Here is a 24,977-nt window from a genome sequence, read left to right on the forward strand (position 1 = left end):
TCATCCTCCGATATTAAGGAAATTTTCAATGATTTTATCTCCATGGGGTGTTAAAATTGATTCCGGATGAAATAAAAGACCATAGATTTCATACTTTCTATGTTTTACACCCATTAATCTTCCTGCCTCATCCTCTGCTATAATCAGCAAATCATCCTTTATGGTATCCCTATCCATGGTTAAAGATTGGTATCTGCCGGCTTTTATAATTGGAGGAAGCCCCCAAAATATTTGACTGCCATTGGCTATATGAATATAACTTTGTTTTCCGTGGATAATTTTTTTTGTTCTGGTAATCTTGGCACCAAAGACTTCACATATAATCAGATGTCCAAGGCCTATCCCCATAATAGGTATCTTACCTTTAAAATGATTAATCAAATCCTTATTTATTCCTGAATTCCTTAAACTTCCCGGACCCGAGGATATAATTATATGGGAAGGGGCAAGTTTTTTTATCTCATCCAAAGTTATATCATTTCTTACTACCTTAACCTCTTTACCTGGTCCGGCCAAATGTAAGATATTATAGGTGAAACTATCATAGTTATCTATTATAAGAATCATATATATCCACCTCCCCGGCCTTAAGAATTGACTCTATGACAGCATTGGCTTTATTTTGGCTTTCTTCATATTCTTTTTCCGCCACACTGTCTGCCACAATTCCGGCTCCGGCCTGAACATAAACTTTATTATCTTTTTTTACCGCCATACGAATAGCTATACAGGTATCCATATTGCCGGTAAAATCTATATAGCCTATGGCTCCCCCATATATACCTCTTGGCATATTCTCCAGTTCATCAATAATTTCACAGGCTCGAATTTTTGGTGCACCGGAAAGGGTACCTGCGGGAAGCAGAGCTTTTATAGCGTCAATCATATCTTTTCCTTCTTCCAGTTCCCCTTCTACTTCCGATACTATATGCATAATTCTCGAATATTTTTTTATATCCATATACCTAACCGTATTTACCGAATCAATCTTTGACACCTGGCCAATATCGTTTCTTGCCAAATCTACCAGCATATTATGTTCGGCTATTTCCTTCTCGTCATTTAAAAGTTCAGTCTCAAGTGCCATATCTTCCTCATGGTCTTTTCCTCTAGGTCTTGAACCTGCAATAGGTAAGGTGGTAACCTTCCTTTGATTTACCCGAACCAAGGTTTCAGGGGAAGATACCATAAGTTCAAGGCTTTGATTCTTTAGATAAACCATATAAGGAGAAGGGTTTAAGGTTCTTAACACTCTGTAAGCATTTATTAAGCTGTCTTTATAATCAGCCTCAAATCTCCTTGAAATTACTGCTTGATAGATATCCCCCTCTAGGATATATTTTTTAGCCTGCTCCACCATCCTACAGTATTCTTCCTTATTCAGATTACAAGTAAAATCAATCTTTCTATTCTTATCAGGCTGCTTTATCGGTAAGGGTTCATAAATTAGTTTGACTATCCGCTCAATAAAGGTTAAAGCTTTACCGTAGTTTTCCATAACCTTATCGGTCTTCATATTCACAATAATGCTTATTTTTTGCTTTAAATGGTCATAGGCAATAACTTTATCAAAGAGCATAAGATCAAAATCATATAAATCATTTTCCTTTAAAGTAAGGGTACCTTCTGTGTACTTAATCATTTCATAGGAAAAGTATCCCACCAGTCCTCCCGTAAAAGGGGGGAGTTTTACAAGCCTTGGGGCTTTATATTTATCCAGCATTTCCCTAAGATACTCAAAGGGATCCACATTATTAATCTCAACAGTCTCCTGGCCCCTAGTTTGTGTAATAAGTCCATTTTTGCATTTTACCTCTATAACCGGATCAAATCCCAGGAAAGAATATCTTCCCCATCGTTCTCCTCCCTCTACACTTTCTAACAAAAAATACTGTTCGCTAACATTAGATAGCTTTCTAAGTAAGGTAATTGGAGTAATAACATCAGCATACATCTCCTTACAAATAGGAATTACGCTATACTCTTTTGCTAAAGCTTCAATTTCATTACATGTAGGACTAATCATTAAATTCTCCCCCTTCATTTATTTTATTTTACAATTTTATACATTGTTTTTTAGCTTTACAGCATTGGCACTTTACCTTATTAAAGTTCTTTGGTATAAAAAAAGCTTTTGCCCTTAAAGGGACAAAAGCTTAAACTTCTGCGGTACCACCCAATTTGCTGTATTACAAATACAGCCACTCATTTTGCATACTATCATATGCACCCTACTGATAACGGACAGGGTTCCCGTAAGCGCCTACTCTCCATAGCTTTATAGATTTCGGGCTTCCCTCACAAGTCCATTCGAAATAAACTTTGTAATCGCATTCCCACCAGCTAGCGACTCTCTGAATACAAGAAATTATTTCTACTCCTCTTGATCAACGGTTTAATTTATATAATATTTAATTTAAAAAGCATTATAGCAGTGACTATCTGTCTTGTCAATATGTTTTTATTAATATATGTTTTTTTATTCAAAGCATTCTCGCAGTTTTTTCAATGCTTTTTTCTCAATCCGACTGACATAACTTCTAGAAATGCCCAGTTTATTAGCGATTTCTCTCTGGGTTACTTCTTTTTTATTAACCAGTCCATAGCGTAGGGATATAATTTCCTTTTCCCTATCTGTTAAGACTTTATCTATAACACTATACAGCTTTTTTATATCCTCTTCCAGAACAATATTTTCTACAATATCAACATCCGCCTCTTCTATTATATCCAACAGATTGATTTCGTTGCCTTCTCTATCTGATCCTATGGGATCATATAAATATACTTCCTTATTTAACCGCTTATTACTTCTTAACATCATAAGAAGTTCATTATCAATACAACGAGAGGCATATGTTGCCAGACGAATTCCTTTCTCACCGTCAAAAGTATCGATAGCTTTAATCAAACCTATTGTGCCAATCGATATTAAATCATCTGTTTCCTTATCTGCCATATTGTACTTTTTCACTATATGAGCCACTAATCTTAAATTGTGTTCTATTAATTTATCTCTGGCTTCTTTGTCACCGGCTTTGCATCGTATCAGATAGTCAGACTCTTCTTTAGTACTTAACGGCTTTGGAAATGATTTCACGAAGATAAGCACCCTCAATGCCCAATGATTCATTACTATCATATGAAGTATAATGACATAAAGTGCCTATCCTTCCAAAAAAAGGACAAAAAGAATAAAAGTACAAAGTATATCGCCAAAATAGTTATTCTAATATTATAGCTCTTCTTTTCTTCTTAAGATATCATATTGATAAAGCTTAACACCCAGATCAATATAGATACTTTGCCTTGGATGAGGACAGCTATCCATATCATTTCCTTCCTCATCGGTAATTCTATTTACAGTAACTTGTAGGGTATCACCATTAGGCCTTATTACCTCAATCTCCTCACCGACAGAAAATTTATTTTTTTGTTCTAGATTATATAAGCCATCTTTTTCTCCCCATATGGTTCCCAGATAAGTATAAGCCTTATCATAGGTATTACGATCATATATTTGATCCTTATGACCGGGCTTGCCAAAGAAGAAGCCGGTAGTAAATTGACGATTTACCCCCTTTGATACTTCCTCCATATAAAAGGGCTTATTTTTTTCATAAAGTTCCTGATTGGTAAAGTAATCATCAATAGCTTTTCTATAAGTTCTGGCAATTGTTGCTACATATAAAGCAGTTTTCATCCTGCCTTCTACCTTAAAACTATTAATTCCTGCTTCAACCAACTGGGGTATATATTCAATCATACACAAATCCTTTGAATTAAATATATAAGTTCCCCGTTCATTTTCCTCTATGGGAACATATTCACCGGGTCTTTTTTCCTCAACCAGATGATATTTCCACCTGCATGAATGGGTACATTCACCAAGGTTTGCATCCCTTCCGGTAAAATAATTGCTTAAGAGGCAACGACCCGAATAGGCTATACACATAGCCCCGTGAACAAAGGTTTCAATCTCCATATCCTCAGGGATATTTGCCCTAAGTTCCGCTATCTCTTTAAGTGACAGTTCCCTGGCAGAAACCACCCTTTTTGCCCCAAGGCCATACCAGAAATTATAGCTTGCATAATTGGTATTATTTGCCTGAGTACTGATATGAATTTCTATATCTGGGGCTTCTTCCTTTGCAATAGTAAATACTCCCGGATCCGATATTATTAAAGCATCCGGTCTATCCTGTCCAAATGCCACTAATTCCTTAAAATATCTTCTTATGCCATCAAGATCTTGATTATGGGCAGTGATATTGGCAGTTACATATACCTTTTTATTATGTTTATGGGCAAATGCGATTCCTTCTTTCATATCTTCCATGGAAAAATTCTTTGCTTTGGCACGAAGTCCATACATATCACCGCCAATATATATGGCATCTGCCCCATATATCACTGCGGTTTTAAGGGTCTCTAAATTACCTGCCGGAATTAATAGCTCCGGCTTTTTTTTATTGTAAGACATAATTTACCTCTTTCATCTTGCTTATGATTTCTTGTAACTGATTGATACACCATCTCCTACGGGCAGTATAATTGTCTCCAATTCCTCCATATGGGTAATTGTATAAAGATATTCTCTCATTCTCCCATGAATGGTTCTGTCCCTTCTGGTTATGCTGTATCTGGAATTAATGACCGTTCCGTCCTGTAGGACATTATCGGTTATAAGAAGGCCCCCTTCTTCCAAAAGCTTCATTAGATTTGGGAGAAAATTCATATATTGAGCCTTTGCGGCATCTAAAAATATAAAGTCATAGGATTCTTTAGCCTCTACTAAATTACTTAGTATATCGAAAGCATCCCCTTCTTTTAACTGAATTTTGTCCCGTTGGGGAAAGTCTTTGTTGGCCAGATTTTTTCTGGCTTCTATTAGACGCATAGGAACCTTCTCTATAGTGGTAATCTTACAGTCCCTTGGAGAATACTCACTCATAAAGAGGGCGGAAAAGCCAATGGCAGTTCCGACCTCTAAGATACGTCTTGGTTTTTGCAAATTTAATAAAAAGCGTATTACTCCTTGGGTTTCCTTTCTAATTATGGGAACCTTGTTTTTTAGGGCTTCCTGTTCAAGCTTATAAAGCTTGGGGGGAAGATCTTTGTCCAAGGAATTTATATATGCTGTGATTCTTTCTTTAGTAATCATAATATTTGACTCACTCACTATCAGTTTCTTCATTTTGGACTATAGATTTAGAATAATCAGTAATAATATCAAGAATCTCATCATAGGTCATTGAGGAGTTCACCTCATATGTTCCCGGCATAATAACCCTATTTTGCAGCTTTAACTTGAAATAGAAAGAATTCTTGTTTACTATAATACGATTTAACTCAAGTTTGCTGGCAACGTCCATGGAAGATTCTCCCTTATTTATCTGTATAGGGACAGTTCTTCCCGGCTCCCGGTCCACAGTTACAGGACCATACAGCTGATATGTGAAATCAAATGCTGCCCGGCTGCCGTATATAACAAGTATCAAAACTAAAATAACAAATGTTATATTTAAAAGAAACCGCAAGATAAGCCTTGATAGTTTTAATGTCATTTTATTAGATGTTGATGAAGTAGCCATATCATCGCACTCCTATCATTTTATTTATATCTAAACCTCCATGATTATCGGAAGAATCATAGGGGTTCTCTTCGTTTTCTTCCAGATAAAGTCGTTGAGTGAATCCTTAATTTCTGTCTTGATTTTATTCCAATCGGTATATGATTTACTTAGACATTTATCCAGTGCTTTTTCTACTATCTCTCTTGCCTCTTCCATAAGATTTTCTGCTTCTCTGACATATACAAAGCCCCTAGAGACTATATCGGGACCTGCAAGTATCTGATTAGTACCTTTTTCTAGGGATATTACCACAATTAACAGGCCATTTTCTGATAGCATCTGACGGTCACGAAGTACTATATTACCCACATCACCGATTCCAAGTCCGTCAACCAAAATACCTTGGGATGTAACCTCATCAGTAACTGCTGCACTATCTTCTGTTATAGAAAGAACGTCACCGGATGACAATAGGAATATATTTTCCTTGGGAAGCCCCATCATCTGTGCCACTTCCGCATGGCGGATTAAGTGTCTATACTCACCATGGACAGGAATTGCATATTTGGGCTTTGTAAGTGCATAGATTAATTTAATCTCCTCTTGGCAGGCATGACCTGATACATGGGTATCCTGGTATATTACCTTTGCTCCCTTCATAGACAATTCATTAATTACCCTAGATACTGACTTTTCATTACCGGGAATAGGTGTGGAGCTTAATATTACCACATCTCCCGGCTTGATAACTACTTTTCTATGAATAGAAGCAGCCATTCTAGAAAGAGCTGCCATGGATTCACCTTGGCTTCCTGTGGTTATCAGTACCAATTGGTCATCAGTATAATTCTTCATGTGTTCTATATCAATCAATACTCCGTCTGGTATATTAATATATCCCAGTTCAGAAGCGGTAGTTACAATATTAATCATACTGCGGCCTTCTATTACCACTTTTCTTCCATACTTTACTGCAGAATTTACAATCTGCTGAACCCTATCTACATTAGAAGCAAAGGTTGCAACAATAATTCTTTGTTTATTATAATCGGCAAATATACTATCAAAGGTCTTGCCCACTGTACTTTCTGACATAGTATAACCGGATCTTTCTGCATTGGTACTGTCACACATAAGGGCTAATACCCCTTTTTTACCGATTTCACCGATCCTTTGAAGATCTATAGGTTCACCGAATACCGGAGTATAATCTATCTTAAAATCCCCCGTGTGGAATATAATTCCTGCCGGTGTAAAGATAGCCAGTGCCGCAGCATCTGCAATACTATGATTTGTTCTTACAAACTCAATTCTAAAACATCCCAAATTAATTGATTGACCGTATTTTATTACTTTTCGTTTGGTAGCCTTTAGTAGATTATGATCTTTTAGTTTATTTTCAATAATTGCTGTTGTCAATTTAGTAGCATAAACCGGTACATTTATATCTTTTAATATATAAGGCAAGGCTCCAATATGATCCTCATGTCCATGTGTAATAACAAACCCTTTAACCTTTTCAATATTTTCCTTCAAATAAGTAACATCAGGAATTATAAAATCTATTCCTAACATCTCATCTTCAGGAAATGATAAGCCACAATCTATAACAATAATTGTATCTTCATATTCTATGGCGGTAATATTCATACCTATTTTTTCAAGACCGCCTAGGGGAATAATCTTTAAGGCACTTTTCTTATCAGTATTTTGATCCTTTTTATTTGACCTTACTGTTTGCTGTGATTTTTTATCATTTTTATTTAATAAAGCTTGTGCCTCCTTGTTGCTTGTCTTAGCTATAGTTCTACTACTGTTTCTTCTGCTAACATTTTTTTCGCTACCTATGTCTGCAGCATCTCTATTTTTTCTAACATTAATAGTTCTCCTATTTTTTAATACTGCTGTTGTTTCTTTTTCCTTCAAACAATTGCACCTCCAATGGTTTTATGTAAGTATTTATCCATTATCTAAGTGCATGATATGTTAATTAGATTTTAGGCTTTTTCATTTATGCATTCCTTACAGTGTCCATATAGTTTTACTTCATGATCCTCAACCTCAAATCCTAGAGTTTCCTTTATACGTTCTTCCAAATTCTCCAAAAGATCATCCTGGAAAGCATAAATATTTCCACATTCAAGGCATATTAAATGATGATGATGGTGGCACTCTTCACGATTCTTTCTGCCAATTTCATATCTTACATATCCATCATCTAAGTTAAGTTTATCAATAAGATTTAAATCCGATAACAATTGAATAGTACGATATACAGTTGCAAGTCCAATATCCGGGTATTCTGCCTTAACCAAATCATAAATTTCTTCTGCAGTTAGGTGTTCTCCCGGCCTATTGCTTAAAACTTCAAGTATCGCAATCCTTTGATATGTTACCTTAAGTCCGTTCGTCCTTAGTAAATCCTTGAATTGTTCCTGATTATTAGGCATTTTATCACCAATTTTCATCTAATCTATATCAATGCATTTAATAAAGTTCAATATCATCTAATAATTCTTTAAAAATTTCTGCTGCCATGGCAAATTCCATGTCGTCATCAACTATATCATATACAGCTTCTGTATCTGCATCCTTTGATATATCTTTAAGAATGAGAGCCTCCTCTTCATCCCCATCTGTGGTACTGACCAATAGATAATCCACGCCTCCAAGCCTGGTTTGTTCTATCACCTGAAAAACCACTTCTTCATCGTCCTGTGTAGTAAACACAATTTCATTCGGCCTGTTGCCCATAAAAATCCCCAAACCTTTCAAGTAAAAATATAAAATCATTCCGCCTGGTTATATAGTTTGTCCAAATATCCCTGAAGAATTAATACTGCTGCAATCTTATCAATTACCAAATCTTTCTTTTTATAATCCAGACCACCTTCTGAAAGAATCTGATCTGCGGCTACAGTTGTCAGGCGCTCATCCCATAAAACTACTTCCAGATTCGTTCTTCTACGGAGAGTATCTGCAAATGCTTCTGATTTTATTGCCCGTTCACCAATGGTATTGTCCATATTTTTTGGATATCCCACAACAATTTTTGATACTTCATATTCTTTTATCAGTTCATCGATTCTGGCTAAAGTCTTTCTAAGCTTATTTTCCTGTTTTCTTCGTATAACTTCAATTCCCTGGGCAGTTAAAAGAAGAGGATCGCTTATTGCTACCCCGACAGTGACGGAACCATAGTCCAGCCCCATTATTCTCATTGGATAACTCTCCTTATTGTTCAAATAACTTATTTGATTTTATAATTTATATAGTACCGTAATAGTTCTTCAATAATTTCGTCCCGTTCAACTTTCATAATTAGGCTTCTAGCACCCTTGTGGCTAGTTATGTAAGTCGGATCTCCCGACATTACATATCCGACTAATTGATTAACCGGATTATATCCCTTTTCGGATAAAGCATTATAAACTGAATGAATTATATCTGAGACCACATTTTCAGTCTCTTTTTGCACCCTAAAATACTGTGTATTGTTAGACTTATACATTAATTCACATCCTTCCGCATGGGGGTTTGATACTTCTCCTTTAAGTATCTTATTACTTACTATATTAATATATATATACAAAAAATTCAATTAAATAATTAAATACTAATTTTCCGTTAAAATTGAAGATAATAGTATATCTTTTGTTAACTCTTTTTGAATCTCCACCTTAATAATCTGGTTTGTTAAATTTTCTTCAGAAGCAATTGCAATTTTTAAATATCTTTTATTATGCCCTATTTGGTATTTTCTTTTCTCAATAATCACTTCTTCTTCAATTAGAACTTCATCCATCTTGCCTAAAAACATAGCTTTATAATTCTTAGACAATTTTTCAACCACAGTCATTAACTCATTGCTCCTACGCTGCTTAATATCCTCCGGAATCTGATTTTCCATCTTTGCAGCCTTGGTACCTGCCCTTTTTGAATACTTAAAGACATGGATATCTGAAAAGCCGATTCTATTAACAAATTCTACGGTTTCATTAAATTCTTCCTCTGTTTCCCCAGGAAATCCTACAATTATATCTGTTGTAAATGCAGGATTATCAAAATATTTTCTAAGTAGCTCCACCTTTTCTTCATATTCCTCGGCTGTGTATTTACGATTCATCCGTTTAAGAACTGTATTACTGCCGCTTTGTAAGGACAGGTGAAAATGGGGGCAAAACTGCTTTACTTTGCTGATTTCTTCTACAAAAGTCTCGGTTATAATACGAGGCTCTAAGGATCCTAGCCTAATTCTTTCTATACCGGGGATTTGGCCAATTAATTTAATTAATCTGGCTAAAGGCAGCTGCTTATATAAGTCATCACTGTTTTCAAGTCTATCTAAACCATAAGAGGATAGATGGATACCAGTAAGGACAAATTCCTTATAGCCAAGCTCCTTAAGCCTTCTAACCTCTATCAATATATCCTCCTCATCCCTGCTTCTTACCCTGCCCCTTACATAGGGTATAATACAATAGGAGCAAAATCTATTACAGCCATCCTGTATCTTTATAAAAGCTCTGGTTTTCTCCATGGTTGATATAACAGATAGATTTTCGTATTCATTTTCCCTATCTATATCTACAACCATGTAATTAGTATCCTGTTGACTAATATAACTTTCTACCAACTTTACAATCTCTGATTTTTTGTTGTTTCCAACCACTAAATCCACACTGCTGTCATTTAACAGTTCTTCCTCCGCCGCCTGAACATAACAACCTACAGCTACTATTATGGCTGCGGGATTTCTCTTTTTTGCCTGATGTAGCATCTGGCGGGACTTTCTATCTGCAATATTGGTCACAGTACAAGTATTTACCACATATACATCAGCAAGCTCCTTAAAATCTACAATCTTATAGCCTGCAGCTTCAAACATTCCTCGTATTGCCTCTGTCTCATAAGTATTTACCTTACAGCCGAGGGTTAAAAATGCTGCTGTTTTTTTCATTTCTTTCTTCCTTTCCGGTAACTTTACAAATCAGATATTATTAACATACTCTTAACAATATCTCCTATATCTTGTCAGTAGACTCCCACATCATTTATACAACTTTTCCTACATTTTTTATATACTTTGTATATTGACTTTTATATTACTAAAATATAGTATATACATATACTGAGAAAAGGAGGATTGCGTTACTATGAAGACAGTTAAGATATCTTTAAATTCAATTGATAAGGTTAAGACATTCGTTAATGATGTTACAAAATTTGATACCGATTTTGATTTGGTTTCAGGCAGATATGTTATAGATGCAAAATCCATTATGGGTATTTTCAGTCTTGATTTATCTAAGCCTATCGATTTAAATATACATGGTGAAGATAATCTTGAAGAAATTCTTACAACTCTGAAACCTTATATCGTTGACTAATCAAAATGTTATCCTGAGCTGCCAAAAGGCAGCTCTATTTTTTTCATAAAATTGTGATTAATCAATCATTACTACTCTACTTCAATCACCTGAACAGTTTTTAGAGCCTGCTCTACCATTTCATCAATTTTTTCTTCTAATTTTCTTTCTGAATTACGGATTGTTTTTAGATTAGGCTTAATAACCGGATGCTTAGCTACAAATATGGTACAACAATCCTCAAAAGGTTGTATTGATGTTTCGTAAGTATCAATCTTTTTAGCGATATCTACAATGTCTTTCTTATCAAAGGCAATTAAAGGTCTATATACCGGCATAGTACATACCTCATTGGTTGAAGCTAGGCTTTGCATGGTTTGACTGGCCACCTGACCTATACTTTCTCCTGTTACAAGTCCCAGACAATTCTCCTGCTTTGCCAAATGCTCTGCAATCCTCATCATATATCTGCGCATAATAATAGTAAGCTCGTTATGAGGACATTTATCATAAATATAAAGCTGGATATCAGTAAAGTTTATAACAAAAAGTTTTAGCTTACCGGAGTATCTGGCTATCTTTTTGGCTAGGTCTACCACCTTTTGTTTTGCTCTTTCACTGGTATAAGGGGGAGCGTGAAAATATACAGCCGTCATGGATACTCCCCGTTTTGAAATCATATAACCTGCAACGGGACTATCTATGCCTCCCGATAGTAAAAGCATTGCCTTTCCGTTGCTTCCTACGGGCATCCCTCCGGGACCGGGAATATCCATGGAATATACATAGGATTTACTGCGAACTTCAATTGTTATACGTACTTTTGGTTGATGAACATCTACCTTTAAATTCGTAAATCTATTAAGCAAATATGCACCCATCTTGCTGCAGATATCAGGAGAAGTCATGGGATAATTCTTGTCGGCACGTTTAGCCATTACTTTAAAAGTAAAATCCTTATTGGGATACATAGCTTCCACATAATCTCCTACACCCTGAGTTAATTTTTCCCAATCAGAGCCGTCTATTACCACTACCGGACAGATAGATGATATTCCAAATACCCTCTGAAGTGCAGCAACCGTCTCTTCATAATCATAATTTTCTGGACACTCAAGAAAAATCCTGCCCTGTTCTTTAGTAACCAGATACTCTCCTAAGGGCTTTAGGACTTCTGCGATTCTATCGCGAAGAGCATTCTCGAATAAGTAACGGTTTTTTCCCTTCAATCCGATTTCTGCATATTTTATTAAAAATGCTCTATACATTTTACACCTTAACCTTTCTTCCTTACTTACCTTCTTGTATATCTTCTTAATACAGGAAGTAAATCCTTTATCTGCTCTATGGCATAATCTATCTCTTCCTTGCTTGTCATCTCCGACATGGAAATACGTATGGTGGAATCCAATAAATCCTTGGCAATTCCGATTGCCAAAAGGGTGGCACTAGGCTCAGGATGGTGGGAGCTGCAGGCAGAACCGGATGACACATATACTCCTCTTTCCTCCAAAGCATGAAGAAGAACCTCACTTCTTACTCCTTGAAAACTTACAGATATTATATGGGGTGCTGTCTTTTTTATCTCTTCCATCAGGTATTCCTTACTGCATTCTTTTGGAAGACCGTTAATAGTTACACCCTCTTGCTTACTTATTTCTTTTATAAATGCCTGCTTTAATTCATACATTCTTTCTATTTTTTTGTCAAAATCCTGATAAATATCTGTAATAGCCTGTCCTAAAGCTGCAATAGCCGGAACATTCTCAGTTCCAGATCTTAGACCTCTTTGGTGACCTCCTCCAAAAACTATGGGCTTTATTCTAATACCGCTGCTTACATACAACGCTCCTATACCTTTGGGCCCATGTATTTTATGACCGCTTATGGAAAAAAGGTCTATTCCCATTCTTTTAGGCCATACTCTGTATTTACCAAATGCTTGAACACCGTCTACATGCAGTATTATATCCTTATTTATCTTTTTAATTTCTCCTGCTATTTCTTCAATATCCTGGACCGAGCCTATCTCATTATTTACATACATAATAGATACCATCAGGGTATCTTCTTTTATAGCCTTATATAGCTTGTCCTTTAAAATCTTACCGGTACTATCTACCGGAATAAAATCTATTTTATAGCCATTTTCCTCAAGAAAAAGCAAGGGCTGGCGTACCGAAGGATGTTCAATCCCCGTAGTTATAATATGCCTACCCCTTCTAGGATAAGCCATTGCAGTGCCTAAAAGGGCAAGGTTGTTGGCCTCTGTACCGCCGGATGTAAAGATAATTTCTTTAGGATCAACCTTTAGGCAGTCTGCAATTTTATCTGCACTGTCCTTAATATACTTTTCGGCAATTACGCCCTTCATATGCAAAGAGGAGGGATTCCCATAATCCTCGTATAATACCTTTAACATAATATCTCTTGCTTTGTCACTTATCTTAGTTGTTGCAGAATTGTCTAAATAAACTTCCATATATACCCCTCTTCAGATTAGAATAAATATCAATAACCACTATTATACAACATATTATAGGAGTTTTTCCATCAAAATATAATAATATCTAATGAAGCAATTCAGTTCTTTTATCTTCTATAATTTTTAAGATCCAATAGGGGTTTACACTAATTTCTTGATTTTCGTCAGACAGATAGATGCCCAGATGAAGATGGACATCAAATTTTCCCTTGGTACCTTCTTTTCCGTAACCGGTATCTCCCATAAAACCTAGCAGCTGGCCTGCTATAACCTTATCTCCTATTTTAAGCCCGGGAGCATATGTATCTAAATGAGCATAATAGAAATAAGCACCGGATTCTGCCCGAATACCTATTCGGTTACCCCCTTTTTCTAACCAACCCATTTTCTCTACAAATCCGTCGGTTATACTGATTATAGGAAAATATCCGGGGATATTATTTTCTGCCATCAAATCTGTTCCTTCATGTTTTCTATCACCCCCATAGGTCCTTGGAGCATTCCAGCTATCTTCATAGGAGACCTTGGCAGCATCTTGGCCCATATAAGGTACAGGAAAATACTTCAAGTCAGAAAATATAGCCTTGTAATAGGAATACAGTTTTCTAAATTTATCATCCTTTGATAACCTTCCAATTCCACGATTAAATATATATGTATTTGGTACCTTTTTGTTGACTAAATCATAATCTGTATATAGCATGGAAAAGGTTAGATAAGCTATATCATCCATATAAGGATATCCCTTAAAATGAGGGTTTTTCTTTATGAAATCTGTGCTATATTTCTTAATCTTGTCCTCTTGCTTTTTACTAATCCGAATATTACGAAACTCCTCAAAATCAATCTCTTTTGAAAGATTTTTTTTTATTATAAGTTCGCTATTAATTAATTTTAAACACTTACCCGTTATGACTGCAGTAATCACTAAGGGAATAAGTAGGCATAACACTAACCGGCTATACTTATTTTTTTTCATAATAATCAACCCTTTTATATTAATTATTATATTGAAGCTCTAAAATACAGCTAATTATTATATGAAAAAAGATTAATTATTATGCCAAGTTATACTAAACTTTAAAGCTATAATAATGCATGACATAAAGCTTTTTTGCTTATGCCATGCATTATAATTGTTACCTTCTTAGTTTAACCTATGAGTCTGAACTGCCAAAGATAAATTCATGCAATATACTAATATTCTTTTCTAAATCAGGTATAAGTACATCCATTCCCCTTACCTTTACATTTTCTGTAAAGGCTCCTTTGGCCGGGAGTCGCAACTGTTCAATCTTAGTGGTACCCATTTTCATAAATGTACTTATTAGCTTCTCAAAGGTCTTACTGCTTATGTCAGTTTTAACTAAGGGTAATATTTTTATCATCATTGATACCAGTTCCATTTCACTCTTTGTTTTATATTTTTCAAAGATTGCATTTAAAATAATCCTATGGCGGTCAGTCCTGCCATAATCACTACTGTCACCGGTAATTGCAGCTCTTTTACGTATTCTGGCATAACCTAATACTTGGTTGCCGTTCATTAGTTGTGTTCCCTCTACCACATTTCTATACTGAGGATTAGAAATATAATTGGTATTTCTTAAATACCTAGCTTCTGAAGCTGTAAGTGTAAGCTCTAGGCCGCCTAAATAATCAATAATCTGCTCAAAGCTTTCAAAGTTTACCAATACACAACCGTCAAGTCGGATATTAAAGTTAAGGGCTATGGTTTCATATAGTAAATCCACATCTCCCTTTTCATAGGCAGAATTTAATTTGTTATCCTTATATCCCGGTATCTGAACCAGCATATCCCTCATTAGGGAAGTTAATTTTATGGATTTTTGGTTCTTATTAAGGGTAGCTATAATAATTACATCTGTTCTCCCCCTTGCAGTTCCGGAACCGATTGCCTCCTCCCCTAACAAAAGTATATTATATACCCCTTCCTCCTGTCTTCCGTAACCTGGATGTTCAGGCCATACAATGGTATCTGGGTCTATTTCTTCTGCATCTGAGGCAAGGTCCTCTGCATCTATATAGTCTACATCTTCAACAAGATCCGGTTCATTATCAAAATCTTGGGTCCAGGCATCCCATATCTTACCCCCTATATTTATACCCATTTTAAAGAGCAAATGGTTACCCGGTTTCGTAAATCCAAGGAAACATGCAAAGCCCAGTAAAGATACTAATCCTATGATAACTCCGATTTGGATTTTCATCATTTTGGATCTTTTCTTGTTGTTTTTATCTGATGTTTTAATATCTTCTAATTCTTCGCTAATCTGCTTAGCTAAGGAATTATTAATATCATATAGTGTATCATCTATATCTTCTACAGAAAGCTGATCAAGGGATGCCGCCATTTCATCAGAATCAGCCTGCCCCTTTAAAGTAGCTTCTGAAGCGGTAGGGGATTGGTCCATGGATATATCCTTATCCACATCACTTAACACCCTCTCAATATTCATAAGAAATTTTTTTTCAAATTCTGGGTCTGTTCCAAAATCATAATCATCATTATTATAACCCTTAGACATTTCTCCATCTCCTACCTATAAAAATTATTATTAAAGAATTTTTTCTTCAATAACTCGTTCTAAGAATTTATATACCCTTATAGTAGAAGAAATGCTGAGCCTTTCTTCTATAGTATGAACACGGGACATATCAGGACCAATAGACACTATATCAATACCCGGCATTTTTTCTGCGATTAATCCACATTCTAATCCGGCATGTATTGCTTCTACTTTCATTTCCTTACCGTACATTTCCTTATATAATCTTTGCAAATGATCCCTTAGCTTTGATTCTTTATTAAACTCCCAAGCAGGGTATTCGGAACGTACTATATATTCTCCCCCTAAAAAATTAACCAAATATTTCAGTCTGTCACTGATATATTTTTTATAACTGCTTTTTGAGCTTCTTACAGAGTTGCATATAACAGCCTGTTCATCCTCTAAACGGAAAATTCCCAAATTCAAAGAGCTTTCTACAAGCCCTTCTATATCTGAACTCATAACCTGTACACCGTAAGGGATTTGTATCATTAGAAACAGTAGCTTCTCAAAAGATACCGGATGAAGAACTTTATATTCTCCGTCTCCTAAGTCATTAAGGGAATATTCCAAATCCGGTTCACTGCTTCTTAATTCTTTTTTGTATACTTGCATTATCTCATCAATCTTTTGACTAAATTGCTGATACATCTCAGCTTCTATAACCAATTCAGCAAAAGCCTCACGGGGTATAACATTATCCTTATTACCCCCTTCCATATGAAGTAGGGCGAAGGACACTTTTTCTCGTAAATCAAACAGCAGTCTTGCTAAAAGTTTATTGGCATTGGTACGATTATTAACAATATCCATACCGGAATGTCCACCTTTTAGACCCCCTATGGAAATTCTTATCTTCTTGCCTTCTTCACTGACACGTTTTAATGGCAAGGTACACGTACCTGTTAGACCTCCGGCACAGCTTGCCAGCAGATACCCCTCTTCTTCGGAATCTAGGTTAATCATATACTGGGCTTTTAAGGCCGATAAATCCAAGGCCTTGGCACCGTTCATCCCCACTTCTTCGTCAGTTGTGATTACCGCTTCAATCCTGGGGTGCTTTAAGGTCTCATCAGATAATAAAGCCAATATATAAGCAAGAGCTATCCCATTATCGGCACCCAAAGTAGTACCGTCTGCATGAAGAAAATCCCCATCTACCAAAAGCTTTATTCCGTCTTTAAGAAAATCATGGGTACTGTCTTTTTCCTTTTCACAAACCATATCCATATGGCCTTGTAACATTATGGCAGGCTCATATTCATACCCGGGGCTTGCTTCCTTTATTATAATAACATTGTTAGCCAAATCCTTATTATACTCTAATCCGTGGGATTTTGCAAACCTTACCAGATATTCACTAATTTCTTCTTCATTACCTGAGCCTCTGGGTATTTTTGAAATCTCGCTAAAGTACTTAAATATTCCTTTGTAGTCCATTTCTGCCAACTGCTTATCCATTATACACCAAGCCCTTCCTTTAAGTTTATTAAATATGCTAAGAATTTAGGGAAGGTATCGAATGTCCTATTATTAGACGCTGCCTCCTCCTATACAGTTCCTTTTTTATTTATTTTTTGTAAATTTATAATTTCATTATAAATATTATTTTTAATTTTTAAAACTATGGATTGGAGCGGGAATTCTACCCCCTCGGTTAATAAAATTATCACAACTAAAACTATTAACCTTCATAACTGGAGCATAACCGAGAAGGCCTCCAAATTCAACCCTGTCTCCTACATCCTTTCCGATTACAGGGATTATTCTTACCGCCGTTGTTTTCTGGTTTATCATACCGATAGCCATCTCATCGGCTATAATACCGGAGATTGTGGAAGCTTTTGTATCTCCCGGTATTGCAATCATATCAAGGCCCACAGAACATACACAAGTCATGGCCTCTAATTTTTCTAAAGTCAAGGCTCCCGCTTCTACGGCATTTATCATACCTTGATCTTCACTTACAGGAATAAAGGCTCCGCTTAAACCTCCCACATAAGAGGAAGCCATAACACCACCCTTTTTAACCTGATCGTTAAGAAGGGCAAGGGCTGCTGTTGTACCCGGGGCTCCGGCATATTCAAGACCTATTTCTTCAAGAATTTCTGCCACGCTGTCCCCCACTGCCGGTGTCGGCGCCAAACTAAGATCTACTATTCCAAAAGGTATATTAAGAATTTTTGAAGCTTCCAATGCCACCAGCTGTCCTACCCTGGTTATCTTAAATGCAGTCCTTTTAATAGTCTCACAAAGGGTCTCAAAATCTGCTCCCCTTACAGACTCCAGGGCTTTTTTTACGACTCCGGGACCGCTGACTCCTACATTAATTACAGCATCTCCCTCAGTGATTCCATGGAAAGCCCCGGCCATAAAAGGATTATCATCCGGTGCATTACAAAATACTACTAACTTAGCACATCCGATTGAATCATTTTCCTTGGTAAGTTCTGCTGTCTCAAGTATTATTTCACCCAAAAGCTTGACCGCATTCATATCTATACCGGTCTTGGTTGAACCTACATTTACAGAACTGCATACTCTATGAGTCGATTGCAAAGCCTTTGGTATGGACCTTATAAGAAGTTCATCTGAAGCAGTCATTGCCTTTGAAACCAAGGCCGAATAACCTCCGATAAAATTCACTCCCACATCATGGGCAGCCTTATCTAAGGTCTTTGCAATGGTAACGTAATCCTCAATGGTCTTACAGCAGGAAGCTCCTATTAAGGAAATAGGAGTAACAGAAATTCTCTTATTGACAATAGGAATTCCAAATTCCCTTTGAATTTTATTTCCTGTCGCAACCAGATCCTTTGCCACCCTAGTTATTTTATCATATATCATCTGGTTTACCTTAGACAAATCCGGTCCGGCACAATCTAGTAAACTGATACCAAGGGTTATAGTCCTGACATCAAGATTTTCCTGTTCGATCATCTTATTAGTTTCTATGACTTCATGTATATTAATCATCTACCAAAGTCTCCCATCTATATTCTGTGCATTTTATTAAAAATATCTTCATGCTGGGCTTTAATAATTACCCCAATTTCAGCACCTATCTGATCCAGCTCCTCAGCTATTAGCTCGAATTCTTTTGGTGCCTTAGATGTATCGACAATCATCATCATATTAAAAAATTCTTGAACAATTGTCTGGGATATATCTAAGATATTGATACTATTATTGGCAAGATATGTACAAATTTTAGCAATTATTCCTACCTTGTCTTTACCAACGACAGTAATAACGGTTCTCTTCATAATATACCAAGCCTTTCCTATTATTAAATTTAATTATATAATTTAAAATAATATTTTTAAAGTTGTTTTTTATATGATTACTAAATCTGAAGGTGCATCCCTTCGGGCTACCGTTAACGAATACATATCGGATTCTATATCAAGCTGTGACAGTTCACATAGGACTGTTTCATAGGCCAGCTCTTCATAATTATTTTCTTTACTTAAATGTCCTAAAATTATATGCTGCTTCTTTTTATTAATTAACTTACTGATTAAACCGGCCGATGTTTCATTGGATAAGTGGCCTAAATCTCCCAGTATCCTTTGTTTTAAATAATAAGGATATTTACCTACCATAAGCATATTAATATCATGATTAGCCTCTATCATTAATATGTCAGACCCACTAAGCTTAGACAGGATATAATCATCGTACTTGCCAAGGTCAGTTGCTATACCCAGCTTCTCATGGCCTGTCTCCATAGTGTAGCATACCGGATTTGCAGCATCATGAGATATTGAAAAGGGCTCTATGCTTATATCATTAATTGTAAATCTTTTATCAGGTTCTATATAATTAAAGAGCTCTTCAGATATTTCACCCAGGGATTTTATTCCCCTTATAGCCATAATAGTCTCATATGTTGCATAAATCGGAATATGATACCTTCTTGCCATTACCCCTAAACCTGACACATGGTCGGTATGTTCATGGGTTATTAAAATCCCTTGAATAGTATCCGGTTTAATATCAATTTCCTTAAGTCCATTTTCTATTCTTTTTGCACTTAGGCCCACATCCACAAGCAAGTTAGTTTGCTCGCTGCCTACAAAAATACAATTTCCACTGCTGCCGCTTGCAATACTGCATAATTTCATGTCAATCTTCCCATCTTATCTAATATTCTAACCAAGTATCACCTATTTGATTCTTTTTGTCAAGAAAAAATAATTGTTTATTTTTCCAATAATATCTCTATCTGTTCCTCCAGTTTGTCTATATCACCGTCGTTATAGATTACTTTCTTAAATTTCTTAAAAAAGTCTTCCTCTTTACTTTGACTACTAAAGATTGCATCTATTTTTTCATCGGTATATCCTCGGCTATTTTTTAGTCTTTCTCTTCTTGTCTGTGCCGGTGAATGTACATACCATACCTCATCGCATATTATATCATAACGTGATTCAATCATTAAAGCTGTTTCTATAATACAATAAGGAACAATTTTACTTGCTCTTTTTTCTTCAATTACTTTCTTTACTTCTACTAATACATTGGGATGAGTCAGTTTATTTAATTTAAGCAATTTATCCTTGTCATTAAATACAATTTGAGAAAGCTTCTTTCTGTCAATAGTACCGTCCTCTGCTAAAATCCCTTTGCCAAAGCATTCTACTACCCCAAGATAACTAATACCCTGGGGCAGCATCTGCTCTTTTGCAATTTTATCTGTATTAATATAATATGCTTTATGTTTTTTTACCATAATATCAGCAACTAAGGATTTTCCGCTTCCGATTCCTCCTGTAATTCCTATTACTTTCATTGCTAATCTATCCTCACTATTTATTTTGCTTCATACCAATTATATCCCATATTCACTTCAGTTTCTAAGGGAACATCAAGACTTGCCGCTCCTTGCATTTCTTCCACCATAATCTTTTTGACTTCTTCTACTTCTTCATTATGAGCCTCCACCAAAAGCTCGTCATGGACCTGAAGTATCAGACGGGAGCGCATATTATTGTCCTTTAATCTTTTATTGATACGATTCATGGCAATCTTAATAATATCGGCGGCTGTACCCTGAATCGGTGAATTCATGGCCACCCTTTCCCCAAAGGATCGCTGCATATAATTACTTGAAGCAAGCTCCGGTATAGGCCTTCTACGTCCAAAAAGTGTTGTGGAATACCCTTCTTTTTTCGCCTCCGCCACCAGCCTGTCCAGATAATTCTTAATCTTAGGAAAGGTTTTAAAATATTTTTCTATAAAACGCTCTGCTTCCTTCCTGGTAATATTTAAATCCTGTCCCAGTCCGAAAGAACTGATACCATATATAATTCCAAAGTTTACAGCCTTAGCATTGCTTCGCTGCAGAGGGGTTACCTCATCAAAAGGAGTATGAAAGACCTCGGAGGCTGTAATCCTATGGATATCTTTAGCTTCTTTGTAAGCTTTAATTAACTGTTCATCACCGGATAGATGGGCAAGAACCCGAAGCTCTATCTGAGAGTAATCCGCATCTAAAAATACATAACCCTCCTCAGGGATAAATACTTTTCTAATCTTTCTTCCCAGTTCCATTCTAATGGGGATGTTTTGCAGATTAGGATCTGTGCTACTTATTCTTCCCGTTGCCGCTATAGTCTGATGGAACTTCCCGTGAATCCGGCCGTCATCTTGAATAAATACAGCCAGGCCATCGGCATAGGTGGATTTTAATTTGGTTAGCTGACGATATTCCAATATCATGGAGATTACAGGATGTTCACTCCTTAGTTTTTCCAGAATATCAGCTGCCGTGGAATAGCCGGTCTTAGTCTTTTTAGCAAAGGGCAATTTAAGTTTTTCAAATAAAATTACCCCTAATTGTTTTGGAGAGTTAATATTAAAAGTTTCACCTACCAGTTCATAAATCTGCTTCTCCAAAGAATCAATTCCCACCTTCAAATGATCTCCGTATTCCTTTAAGGCTTCTTTATTAACCCTAATACCCCTTACTTCCATATCATATAAGGTAAATATCAAGGGCAGCTCAATTTCCTCAAATAATTTTAACATACCGGTCTCATCAAGCTGTTTTTTTAATCTTGGTGCTGCCTTATAGGCAACATAGGATGAGTAGCAGGCATATGCGGTAAATTCCTTAGGCATTTTCTCCATAGCCTCTTTTAACTTCATCTTTCCAAGCAAATCTTCCACAGAGGGAATAGTAATTCCAAGATAATCCCTGGCAATATCATCATAGTGATAAGTATCAGTCAAGGGATTAAGAAGATATGCAGCAATGGCCGGATCAAACACCAGATCATCTTCACTTACCTTCAAATACTTAAGCTGATTTTTTAATCCAATAACAGAAAATGAAAACTTGTTTTTTGCAAGTTTTTCAACCTGATTAGTTAAATAATCTTCTGTTATCATACCGACCTTTTTAATTAAATATATCTTCTTTTCACTAAAGCATAAGGAAACTCCCAGAAGCTCATTATTATCAATAATCATATAAAGCCCTATGGGTTGATTATCCATAGGCTTAATATTTGCAAATACCAAATCTGCCTCACTTAGATTCTCAATTACCGAGAAATTTTTCTCTATTTCTAAAGATTGGTCTATCTCCATTGATCCAAATCTAGAAATAAGGCTTTTAAACTCCAGGTTTTTAAACCATTTATAGACATCCTCATTATAAAGGTCACCCAAAACTGCCTCTTCTAAATTAAATTCTAAATCACAATCGGTACAAATTGTGGCCAGCTCTTTAGACAGATATGCCAGTTCCTTATTTTCTTTTATGGTTGTGGTTGTTTTACCGGGAGATAACTCATCAATATGGTCATAAAGATTTTCTATGGACTGATACTTGGCAATTAGTTTCCCTGCGGTTTTTTCACCGACACCGGGTATACCCGGTATATTATCTGATGAATCACCCATAAGTCCCTTTAAATCTATAAATTGCTTAGGTGTAACCTTATATTTTTCTATGACATCTTTGGCATAATAATCCTCTATCTCCGTACCGGTTCGTTTGGTTTTAGGTATGCGGATTTTAATATTATCACTGGCCAGCTGCAATAAATCCCTGTCACCGGATACTATGGATACTTGATAACCTTCTTTTTCTGCCATCTTGGCCAAGGTTCCAAGTACATCATCGGCTTCAAATCCCGGTTTTTCTATTACAGTCACATTCATAGCCTTTAAAACTTCTTTCATAACCGGCACCTGCTGCCTTAGCTCATCGGGGGTGGCTTTTCTGGTCCCTTTATATTCCGTAAACATCTCATGTCTAAAAGTCGGGTGATGGGTGTCAAAGGCTACAGCTAAATACCCCGGCTTTTCTTCATCTAAAATTTTATATAGGATATTTAAAAATCCTAATATGGCATTGGTATGTTCTCCCTTAGAAGTTGTCAAATCCGGAAGGCCATAAAAAGCCCTGTTTAAAATACTATGTCCGTCTATTAAAACTATTTTTTTATCCATCTTTATTATTACAGTCGCAGCCTATATTCTGCGACATCCTCCTTTCACTTTGTCCTACTGCCTAGGTGTATTATCTTCTTGCTCCTTAAGATACAATTCAATTTCATCTTTCGGCTTGTCAAACCGTTCTTCCATAAAGGTAATCCTTAACCGAAATTTACTTTCTTTTACCGGATTTTCTTCCTCACTTACACCAAGATAATAATACATACTAAAAACCACAGTTATTAAAAGAATTATTATTATTAATGCGCTTTTTTTACGGTAATAATTATACCTTAAATGTATAATTCTTTCCTGGGCTCGGTTGATTTTTTCATTTAACTCTTCACTATAATCATCAGACAAATCCTTGTCTTCATCTAACTGTTTCATTGCCGTAAGTAAGGCATAATAGACCTCTAGCTCTTCCCTACATTCTTTACAAGACTGTATATGCAGGATAAATCTTTCTAATTCACCTATATCCAATTCATCATTAATAAACCCTGTGATTAAACTTTGAGCTTTCATACAGGTCATTTTATATGCTCCTTTAAAAATACTGTGTTTATTTTTTTATTATTCCCACTTGAAATATAAAATTAATTGTGATAGAATTAACCACGTCACCAAGCGGATGTGGCGGAATGGCAGACGCAGTAGACTCAAAATCTACCGAGCTAACACTCGTGAGGGTTCGAGTCCCTCCATCCGCATTGTGGATTGAAATCCTTAAAGCCTATGAAAATCAAGGGCTCTAGGGATTTTATTTTTTTGCGTAGAAGTTTTTAATTTGCTATTTTGGTGGTTGAACTATGTTTGTCCTTTGAAACCCAATTTTAAAGTTTCAAAATTGCATTATAATTATAACATACATTATAAATTTTGATAACTAATTAAAAATTCTACTTTTTACTTCAAAAAAATAAGGACACTCCTTATCGGAATGTCCCAAGACGATTTTGTTAAAAATACTTTTTACTTCCCCAGAGATTACTCTTTTTTAAATCAATGTATTCATTGTAGGCCTGTTCTAAAATCTGTTTTTCATTGGCAAATTTTAGAAGATGGTAGGCCTCATGAAATTTGTAATACCCTGAGTCCATAAAATATTCTTCACGTTGTGGTTTACTGTAATAGCTATCAGACATCATTAGATACCAATGAACATCCTTTAATACTGTATTATGTGGTGTGCTGAAGGAATACTGGCTCTTTCCGATATATTTAATTATGGAAGCATTCGTCCCCGCTTCCTCTCTTACTTCCCGGATTGCCGTTTCCTTATACTCTTCTCCATCTTCTACTGTTCCTTTAGGTAGCACCCACCCTTCATATTTGTTCTTATAATTCTTATACAGTAATAGAATCTTCCCTCTGAATATAACTACACCACCACAGCTCGTTGCTTCTATCATCGCAATTCCTCCTGCTTTTTGGTGTGTCCTCTCTAACTACCCTAAAGTATACATCAATATGCCGAATATATCAACTGATTTTTATGAACTTCTAACAAATACAACAATAG

25 protein-coding genes, 1 tRNA gene and 1 other annotated feature are annotated in these 24,977 nt (G+C 35.9%); of the genes, 2 read left to right on the forward strand and 24 right to left on the reverse strand.

Annotated features, from left to right (window positions below; genetic code table 11):
* The 12 genes from SD1D_RS08015 to mtaB form a co-directional block, all read right to left on the reverse strand.
* Window positions 1-567, reverse strand: a complete 567-nt coding sequence (locus SD1D_RS08015) for an anthranilate synthase component II (RefSeq protein WP_058258424.1) — start codon at window positions 565-567, stop codon at window positions 1-3.
* On the reverse strand, window positions 548-2,026 hold the full coding sequence (gene trpE / locus SD1D_RS08020) for an anthranilate synthase component I (protein WP_058258425.1): 1,479 nt from the start codon (window positions 2,024-2,026) through the stop codon (window positions 548-550). Before trpE ends, SD1D_RS08015 begins: the two co-directional genes overlap by 20 nt.
* Window positions 2,027-2,141: 115 nt before the next feature.
* Window positions 2,142-2,400 (reverse strand) — a binding site (T-box leader).
* A gap of 79 nt (window positions 2,401-2,479) precedes the next feature.
* On the reverse strand, window positions 2,480-3,142 hold the full coding sequence (gene sigK, locus SD1D_RS08025) for an RNA polymerase sporulation sigma factor SigK (protein WP_087758857.1): 663 nt from the start codon (window positions 3,140-3,142) through the stop codon (window positions 2,480-2,482).
* A gap of 93 nt (window positions 3,143-3,235) precedes the next feature.
* Window positions 3,236-4,483, reverse strand: a complete 1,248-nt coding sequence (locus SD1D_RS08030; RefSeq protein WP_058258427.1) for a peptidase U32 family protein — start codon at window positions 4,481-4,483, stop codon at window positions 3,236-3,238.
* Between the two features lie 21 nt (window positions 4,484-4,504).
* Window positions 4,505-5,164 carry an O-methyltransferase gene (locus SD1D_RS08035; RefSeq protein WP_058259233.1) on the reverse strand — a complete coding sequence of 220 codons (660 nt, stop codon included), beginning with the start codon at window positions 5,162-5,164 and terminating at the stop codon, window positions 4,505-4,507.
* A gap of 10 nt (window positions 5,165-5,174) precedes the next feature.
* The gene (locus SD1D_RS08040) at window positions 5,175-5,594 is read right to left on the reverse strand and encodes an endolytic transglycosylase MltG (RefSeq protein WP_058258428.1); all 420 of its coding nucleotides are present in this window, start codon (window positions 5,592-5,594) and stop codon (window positions 5,175-5,177) included.
* A gap of 30 nt (window positions 5,595-5,624) precedes the next feature.
* Window positions 5,625-7,259 (reverse strand): ribonuclease J, encoded by a 1,635-nt coding sequence (locus SD1D_RS08045; protein ID WP_058259234.1) that lies wholly within the window; start codon window positions 7,257-7,259, stop codon window positions 5,625-5,627.
* A 314-nt stretch (window positions 7,260-7,573) separates the two neighbouring features.
* Window positions 7,574-8,026 carry a Fur family transcriptional regulator gene (locus tag SD1D_RS08050; RefSeq protein WP_058258429.1) on the reverse strand — a complete coding sequence of 151 codons (453 nt, stop codon included), beginning with the start codon at window positions 8,024-8,026 and terminating at the stop codon, window positions 7,574-7,576.
* Between the two features lie 37 nt (window positions 8,027-8,063).
* Window positions 8,064-8,330, reverse strand: a complete 267-nt coding sequence (locus tag SD1D_RS08055; RefSeq protein WP_058259235.1) for a DUF1292 domain-containing protein — start codon at window positions 8,328-8,330, stop codon at window positions 8,064-8,066.
* A 35-nt stretch (window positions 8,331-8,365) separates the two neighbouring features.
* Window positions 8,366-8,797: a Holliday junction resolvase RuvX gene (gene ruvX, locus SD1D_RS08060; protein ID WP_058258430.1), complete on the reverse strand. Its 432-nt coding sequence runs from the start codon at window positions 8,795-8,797 to the stop codon at window positions 8,366-8,368.
* Window positions 8,798-8,826: 29 nt separating this feature from the next.
* Window positions 8,827-9,087 carry an IreB family regulatory phosphoprotein gene (locus SD1D_RS08065; protein ID WP_058258431.1) on the reverse strand — a complete coding sequence of 87 codons (261 nt, stop codon included), beginning with the start codon at window positions 9,085-9,087 and terminating at the stop codon, window positions 8,827-8,829.
* Between the two features lie 105 nt (window positions 9,088-9,192).
* Window positions 9,193-10,536 carry a tRNA (N(6)-L-threonylcarbamoyladenosine(37)-C(2))-methylthiotransferase MtaB gene (gene mtaB, locus SD1D_RS08070; RefSeq protein ID WP_058258432.1) on the reverse strand — a complete coding sequence of 448 codons (1,344 nt, stop codon included), beginning with the start codon at window positions 10,534-10,536 and terminating at the stop codon, window positions 9,193-9,195.
* 196 nt (window positions 10,537-10,732) lie between these two features.
* Between mtaB and SD1D_RS08075 the strand changes: the two genes are divergently transcribed.
* A complete protein-coding gene (locus SD1D_RS08075) occupies window positions 10,733-10,966 on the forward strand; it encodes an HPr family phosphocarrier protein (protein WP_058258433.1) in 234 nt (77 codons plus the stop codon).
* 71 nt (window positions 10,967-11,037) lie between these two features.
* Here SD1D_RS08075 and thiI read toward each other — a convergent pair whose 3' ends face one another.
* The 11 genes from thiI to SD1D_RS08130 all read right to left on the reverse strand — a co-directional run bounded on the left by thiI (window position 11,038) and on the right by SD1D_RS08130 (window position 23,989).
* Window positions 11,038-12,213: a tRNA uracil 4-sulfurtransferase ThiI gene (gene thiI / locus SD1D_RS08080; RefSeq protein WP_058258434.1), complete on the reverse strand. Its 1,176-nt coding sequence runs from the start codon at window positions 12,211-12,213 to the stop codon at window positions 11,038-11,040.
* Between the two features lie 26 nt (window positions 12,214-12,239).
* A complete protein-coding gene (locus tag SD1D_RS08085) occupies window positions 12,240-13,427 on the reverse strand; it encodes a cysteine desulfurase family protein (protein ID WP_058258435.1) in 1,188 nt (395 codons plus the stop codon).
* Between the two features lie 88 nt (window positions 13,428-13,515).
* Complete coding sequence (locus SD1D_RS08090; protein WP_058258436.1) at window positions 13,516-14,409, reverse strand: M23 family metallopeptidase; 894 nt, start codon at window positions 14,407-14,409, stop codon at window positions 13,516-13,518.
* A 178-nt stretch (window positions 14,410-14,587) separates the two neighbouring features.
* Window positions 14,588-15,979: an LCP family protein gene (locus SD1D_RS08095; RefSeq protein ID WP_058258437.1), complete on the reverse strand. Its 1,392-nt coding sequence runs from the start codon at window positions 15,977-15,979 to the stop codon at window positions 14,588-14,590.
* A gap of 30 nt (window positions 15,980-16,009) precedes the next feature.
* Window positions 16,010-17,464, reverse strand: coding sequence for an aminoacyl-histidine dipeptidase (locus tag SD1D_RS08100; protein WP_058258438.1), 1,455 nt, complete (start codon window positions 17,462-17,464; stop codon window positions 16,010-16,012).
* A 150-nt stretch (window positions 17,465-17,614) separates the two neighbouring features.
* On the reverse strand, window positions 17,615-18,979 hold the full coding sequence (locus SD1D_RS08105) for a PFL family protein (RefSeq protein WP_058258439.1): 1,365 nt from the start codon (window positions 18,977-18,979) through the stop codon (window positions 17,615-17,617).
* Between the two features lie 17 nt (window positions 18,980-18,996).
* Window positions 18,997-19,269 carry an ACT domain-containing protein gene (locus tag SD1D_RS08110; RefSeq protein WP_058258440.1) on the reverse strand — a complete coding sequence of 91 codons (273 nt, stop codon included), beginning with the start codon at window positions 19,267-19,269 and terminating at the stop codon, window positions 18,997-18,999.
* A 69-nt stretch (window positions 19,270-19,338) separates the two neighbouring features.
* Window positions 19,339-20,130, reverse strand: coding sequence for an MBL fold metallo-hydrolase (locus tag SD1D_RS08115; protein ID WP_058258441.1), 792 nt, complete (start codon window positions 20,128-20,130; stop codon window positions 19,339-19,341).
* Window positions 20,131-20,207: 77 nt separating this feature from the next.
* Window positions 20,208-20,798: a dephospho-CoA kinase gene (gene coaE, locus SD1D_RS08120; RefSeq protein WP_058258442.1), complete on the reverse strand. Its 591-nt coding sequence runs from the start codon at window positions 20,796-20,798 to the stop codon at window positions 20,208-20,210.
* Between the two features lie 20 nt (window positions 20,799-20,818).
* Window positions 20,819-23,467, reverse strand: a complete 2,649-nt coding sequence (polA, locus tag SD1D_RS08125; RefSeq protein WP_058258443.1) for a DNA polymerase I — start codon at window positions 23,465-23,467, stop codon at window positions 20,819-20,821.
* Between the two features lie 54 nt (window positions 23,468-23,521).
* The gene (locus SD1D_RS08130; RefSeq protein ID WP_058258444.1) at window positions 23,522-23,989 is read right to left on the reverse strand and encodes an anti-sigma factor family protein; all 468 of its coding nucleotides are present in this window, start codon (window positions 23,987-23,989) and stop codon (window positions 23,522-23,524) included.
* 93 nt (window positions 23,990-24,082) lie between these two features.
* Between SD1D_RS08130 and SD1D_RS08135 the strand changes: the two genes are divergently transcribed.
* Window positions 24,083-24,165 (forward strand) — tRNA-Leu (locus SD1D_RS08135).
* 249 nt (window positions 24,166-24,414) lie between these two features.
* Here SD1D_RS08135 and SD1D_RS08140 read toward each other — a convergent pair.
* Window positions 24,415-24,867, reverse strand: a complete 453-nt coding sequence (locus SD1D_RS08140) for an NUDIX hydrolase (protein ID WP_058258445.1) — start codon at window positions 24,865-24,867, stop codon at window positions 24,415-24,417.
* Window positions 24,868-24,977: the final 110 nt, after the last annotated feature.

Origin of the sequence: Herbinix luporum, from assembly GCF_900070325.1 — a bacterium.
GTDB lineage: Bacteria > Bacillota > Clostridia > Lachnospirales > Lachnospiraceae > Mobilitalea > Mobilitalea luporum.

What these genes read in the sequence shown, in the direction of transcription:
- SD1D_RS08015 (WP_058258424.1), bottom strand. Translation starts at nt 567, where the DNA reads ATGATTCTTATAATAGATAACTATGATAGTTTCACCTATAATATCTTA.
- trpE (WP_058258425.1), bottom strand. Translation starts at nt 2,026, where the DNA reads ATGATTAGTCCTACATGTAATGAAATTGAAGCTTTAGCAAAAGAGTAT.
- sigK (WP_087758857.1), bottom strand. Translation starts at nt 3,142, where the DNA reads ATGATAGTAATGAATCATTGGGCATTGAGGGTGCTTATCTTCGTGAAA.
- SD1D_RS08030 (WP_058258427.1), bottom strand. Translation starts at nt 4,483, where the DNA reads ATGTCTTACAATAAAAAAAAGCCGGAGCTATTAATTCCGGCAGGTAAT.
- SD1D_RS08035 (WP_058259233.1), bottom strand. Translation starts at nt 5,164, where the DNA reads ATGATTACTAAAGAAAGAATCACAGCATATATAAATTCCTTGGACAAA.
- SD1D_RS08040 (WP_058258428.1), bottom strand. Translation starts at nt 5,594, where the DNA reads ATGGCTACTTCATCAACATCTAATAAAATGACATTAAAACTATCAAGG.
- SD1D_RS08050 (WP_058258429.1), bottom strand. Translation starts at nt 8,026, where the DNA reads ATGCCTAATAATCAGGAACAATTCAAGGATTTACTAAGGACGAACGGA.
- SD1D_RS08055 (WP_058259235.1), bottom strand. Translation starts at nt 8,330, where the DNA reads ATGGGCAACAGGCCGAATGAAATTGTGTTTACTACACAGGACGATGAA.
- ruvX (WP_058258430.1), bottom strand. Translation starts at nt 8,797, where the DNA reads ATGAGAATAATGGGGCTGGACTATGGTTCCGTCACTGTCGGGGTAGCA.
- SD1D_RS08065 (WP_058258431.1), bottom strand. Translation starts at nt 9,087, where the DNA reads ATGTATAAGTCTAACAATACACAGTATTTTAGGGTGCAAAAAGAGACT.
- mtaB (WP_058258432.1), bottom strand. Translation starts at nt 10,536, where the DNA reads ATGAAAAAAACAGCAGCATTTTTAACCCTCGGCTGTAAGGTAAATACT.
- SD1D_RS08075 (WP_058258433.1), top strand. Translation starts at nt 10,733, where the DNA reads ATGAAGACAGTTAAGATATCTTTAAATTCAATTGATAAGGTTAAGACA.
- thiI (WP_058258434.1), bottom strand. Translation starts at nt 12,213, where the DNA reads ATGTATAGAGCATTTTTAATAAAATATGCAGAAATCGGATTGAAGGGA.
- SD1D_RS08085 (WP_058258435.1), bottom strand. Translation starts at nt 13,427, where the DNA reads ATGGAAGTTTATTTAGACAATTCTGCAACAACTAAGATAAGTGACAAA.
- SD1D_RS08090 (WP_058258436.1), bottom strand. Translation starts at nt 14,409, where the DNA reads ATGAAAAAAAATAAGTATAGCCGGTTAGTGTTATGCCTACTTATTCCC.
- SD1D_RS08095 (WP_058258437.1), bottom strand. Translation starts at nt 15,979, where the DNA reads ATGTCTAAGGGTTATAATAATGATGATTATGATTTTGGAACAGACCCA.
- SD1D_RS08100 (WP_058258438.1), bottom strand. Translation starts at nt 17,464, where the DNA reads ATGGATAAGCAGTTGGCAGAAATGGACTACAAAGGAATATTTAAGTAC.
- SD1D_RS08105 (WP_058258439.1), bottom strand. Translation starts at nt 18,979, where the DNA reads ATGATTAATATACATGAAGTCATAGAAACTAATAAGATGATCGAACAG.
- SD1D_RS08110 (WP_058258440.1), bottom strand. Translation starts at nt 19,269, where the DNA reads ATGAAGAGAACCGTTATTACTGTCGTTGGTAAAGACAAGGTAGGAATA.
- SD1D_RS08115 (WP_058258441.1), bottom strand. Translation starts at nt 20,130, where the DNA reads ATGAAATTATGCAGTATTGCAAGCGGCAGCAGTGGAAATTGTATTTTT.
- coaE (WP_058258442.1), bottom strand. Translation starts at nt 20,798, where the DNA reads ATGAAAGTAATAGGAATTACAGGAGGAATCGGAAGCGGAAAATCCTTA.
- polA (WP_058258443.1), bottom strand. Translation starts at nt 23,467, where the DNA reads ATGGATAAAAAAATAGTTTTAATAGACGGACATAGTATTTTAAACAGG.
- SD1D_RS08130 (WP_058258444.1), bottom strand. Translation starts at nt 23,989, where the DNA reads ATGACCTGTATGAAAGCTCAAAGTTTAATCACAGGGTTTATTAATGAT.
- SD1D_RS08140 (WP_058258445.1), bottom strand. Translation starts at nt 24,867, where the DNA reads ATGATAGAAGCAACGAGCTGTGGTGGTGTAGTTATATTCAGAGGGAAG.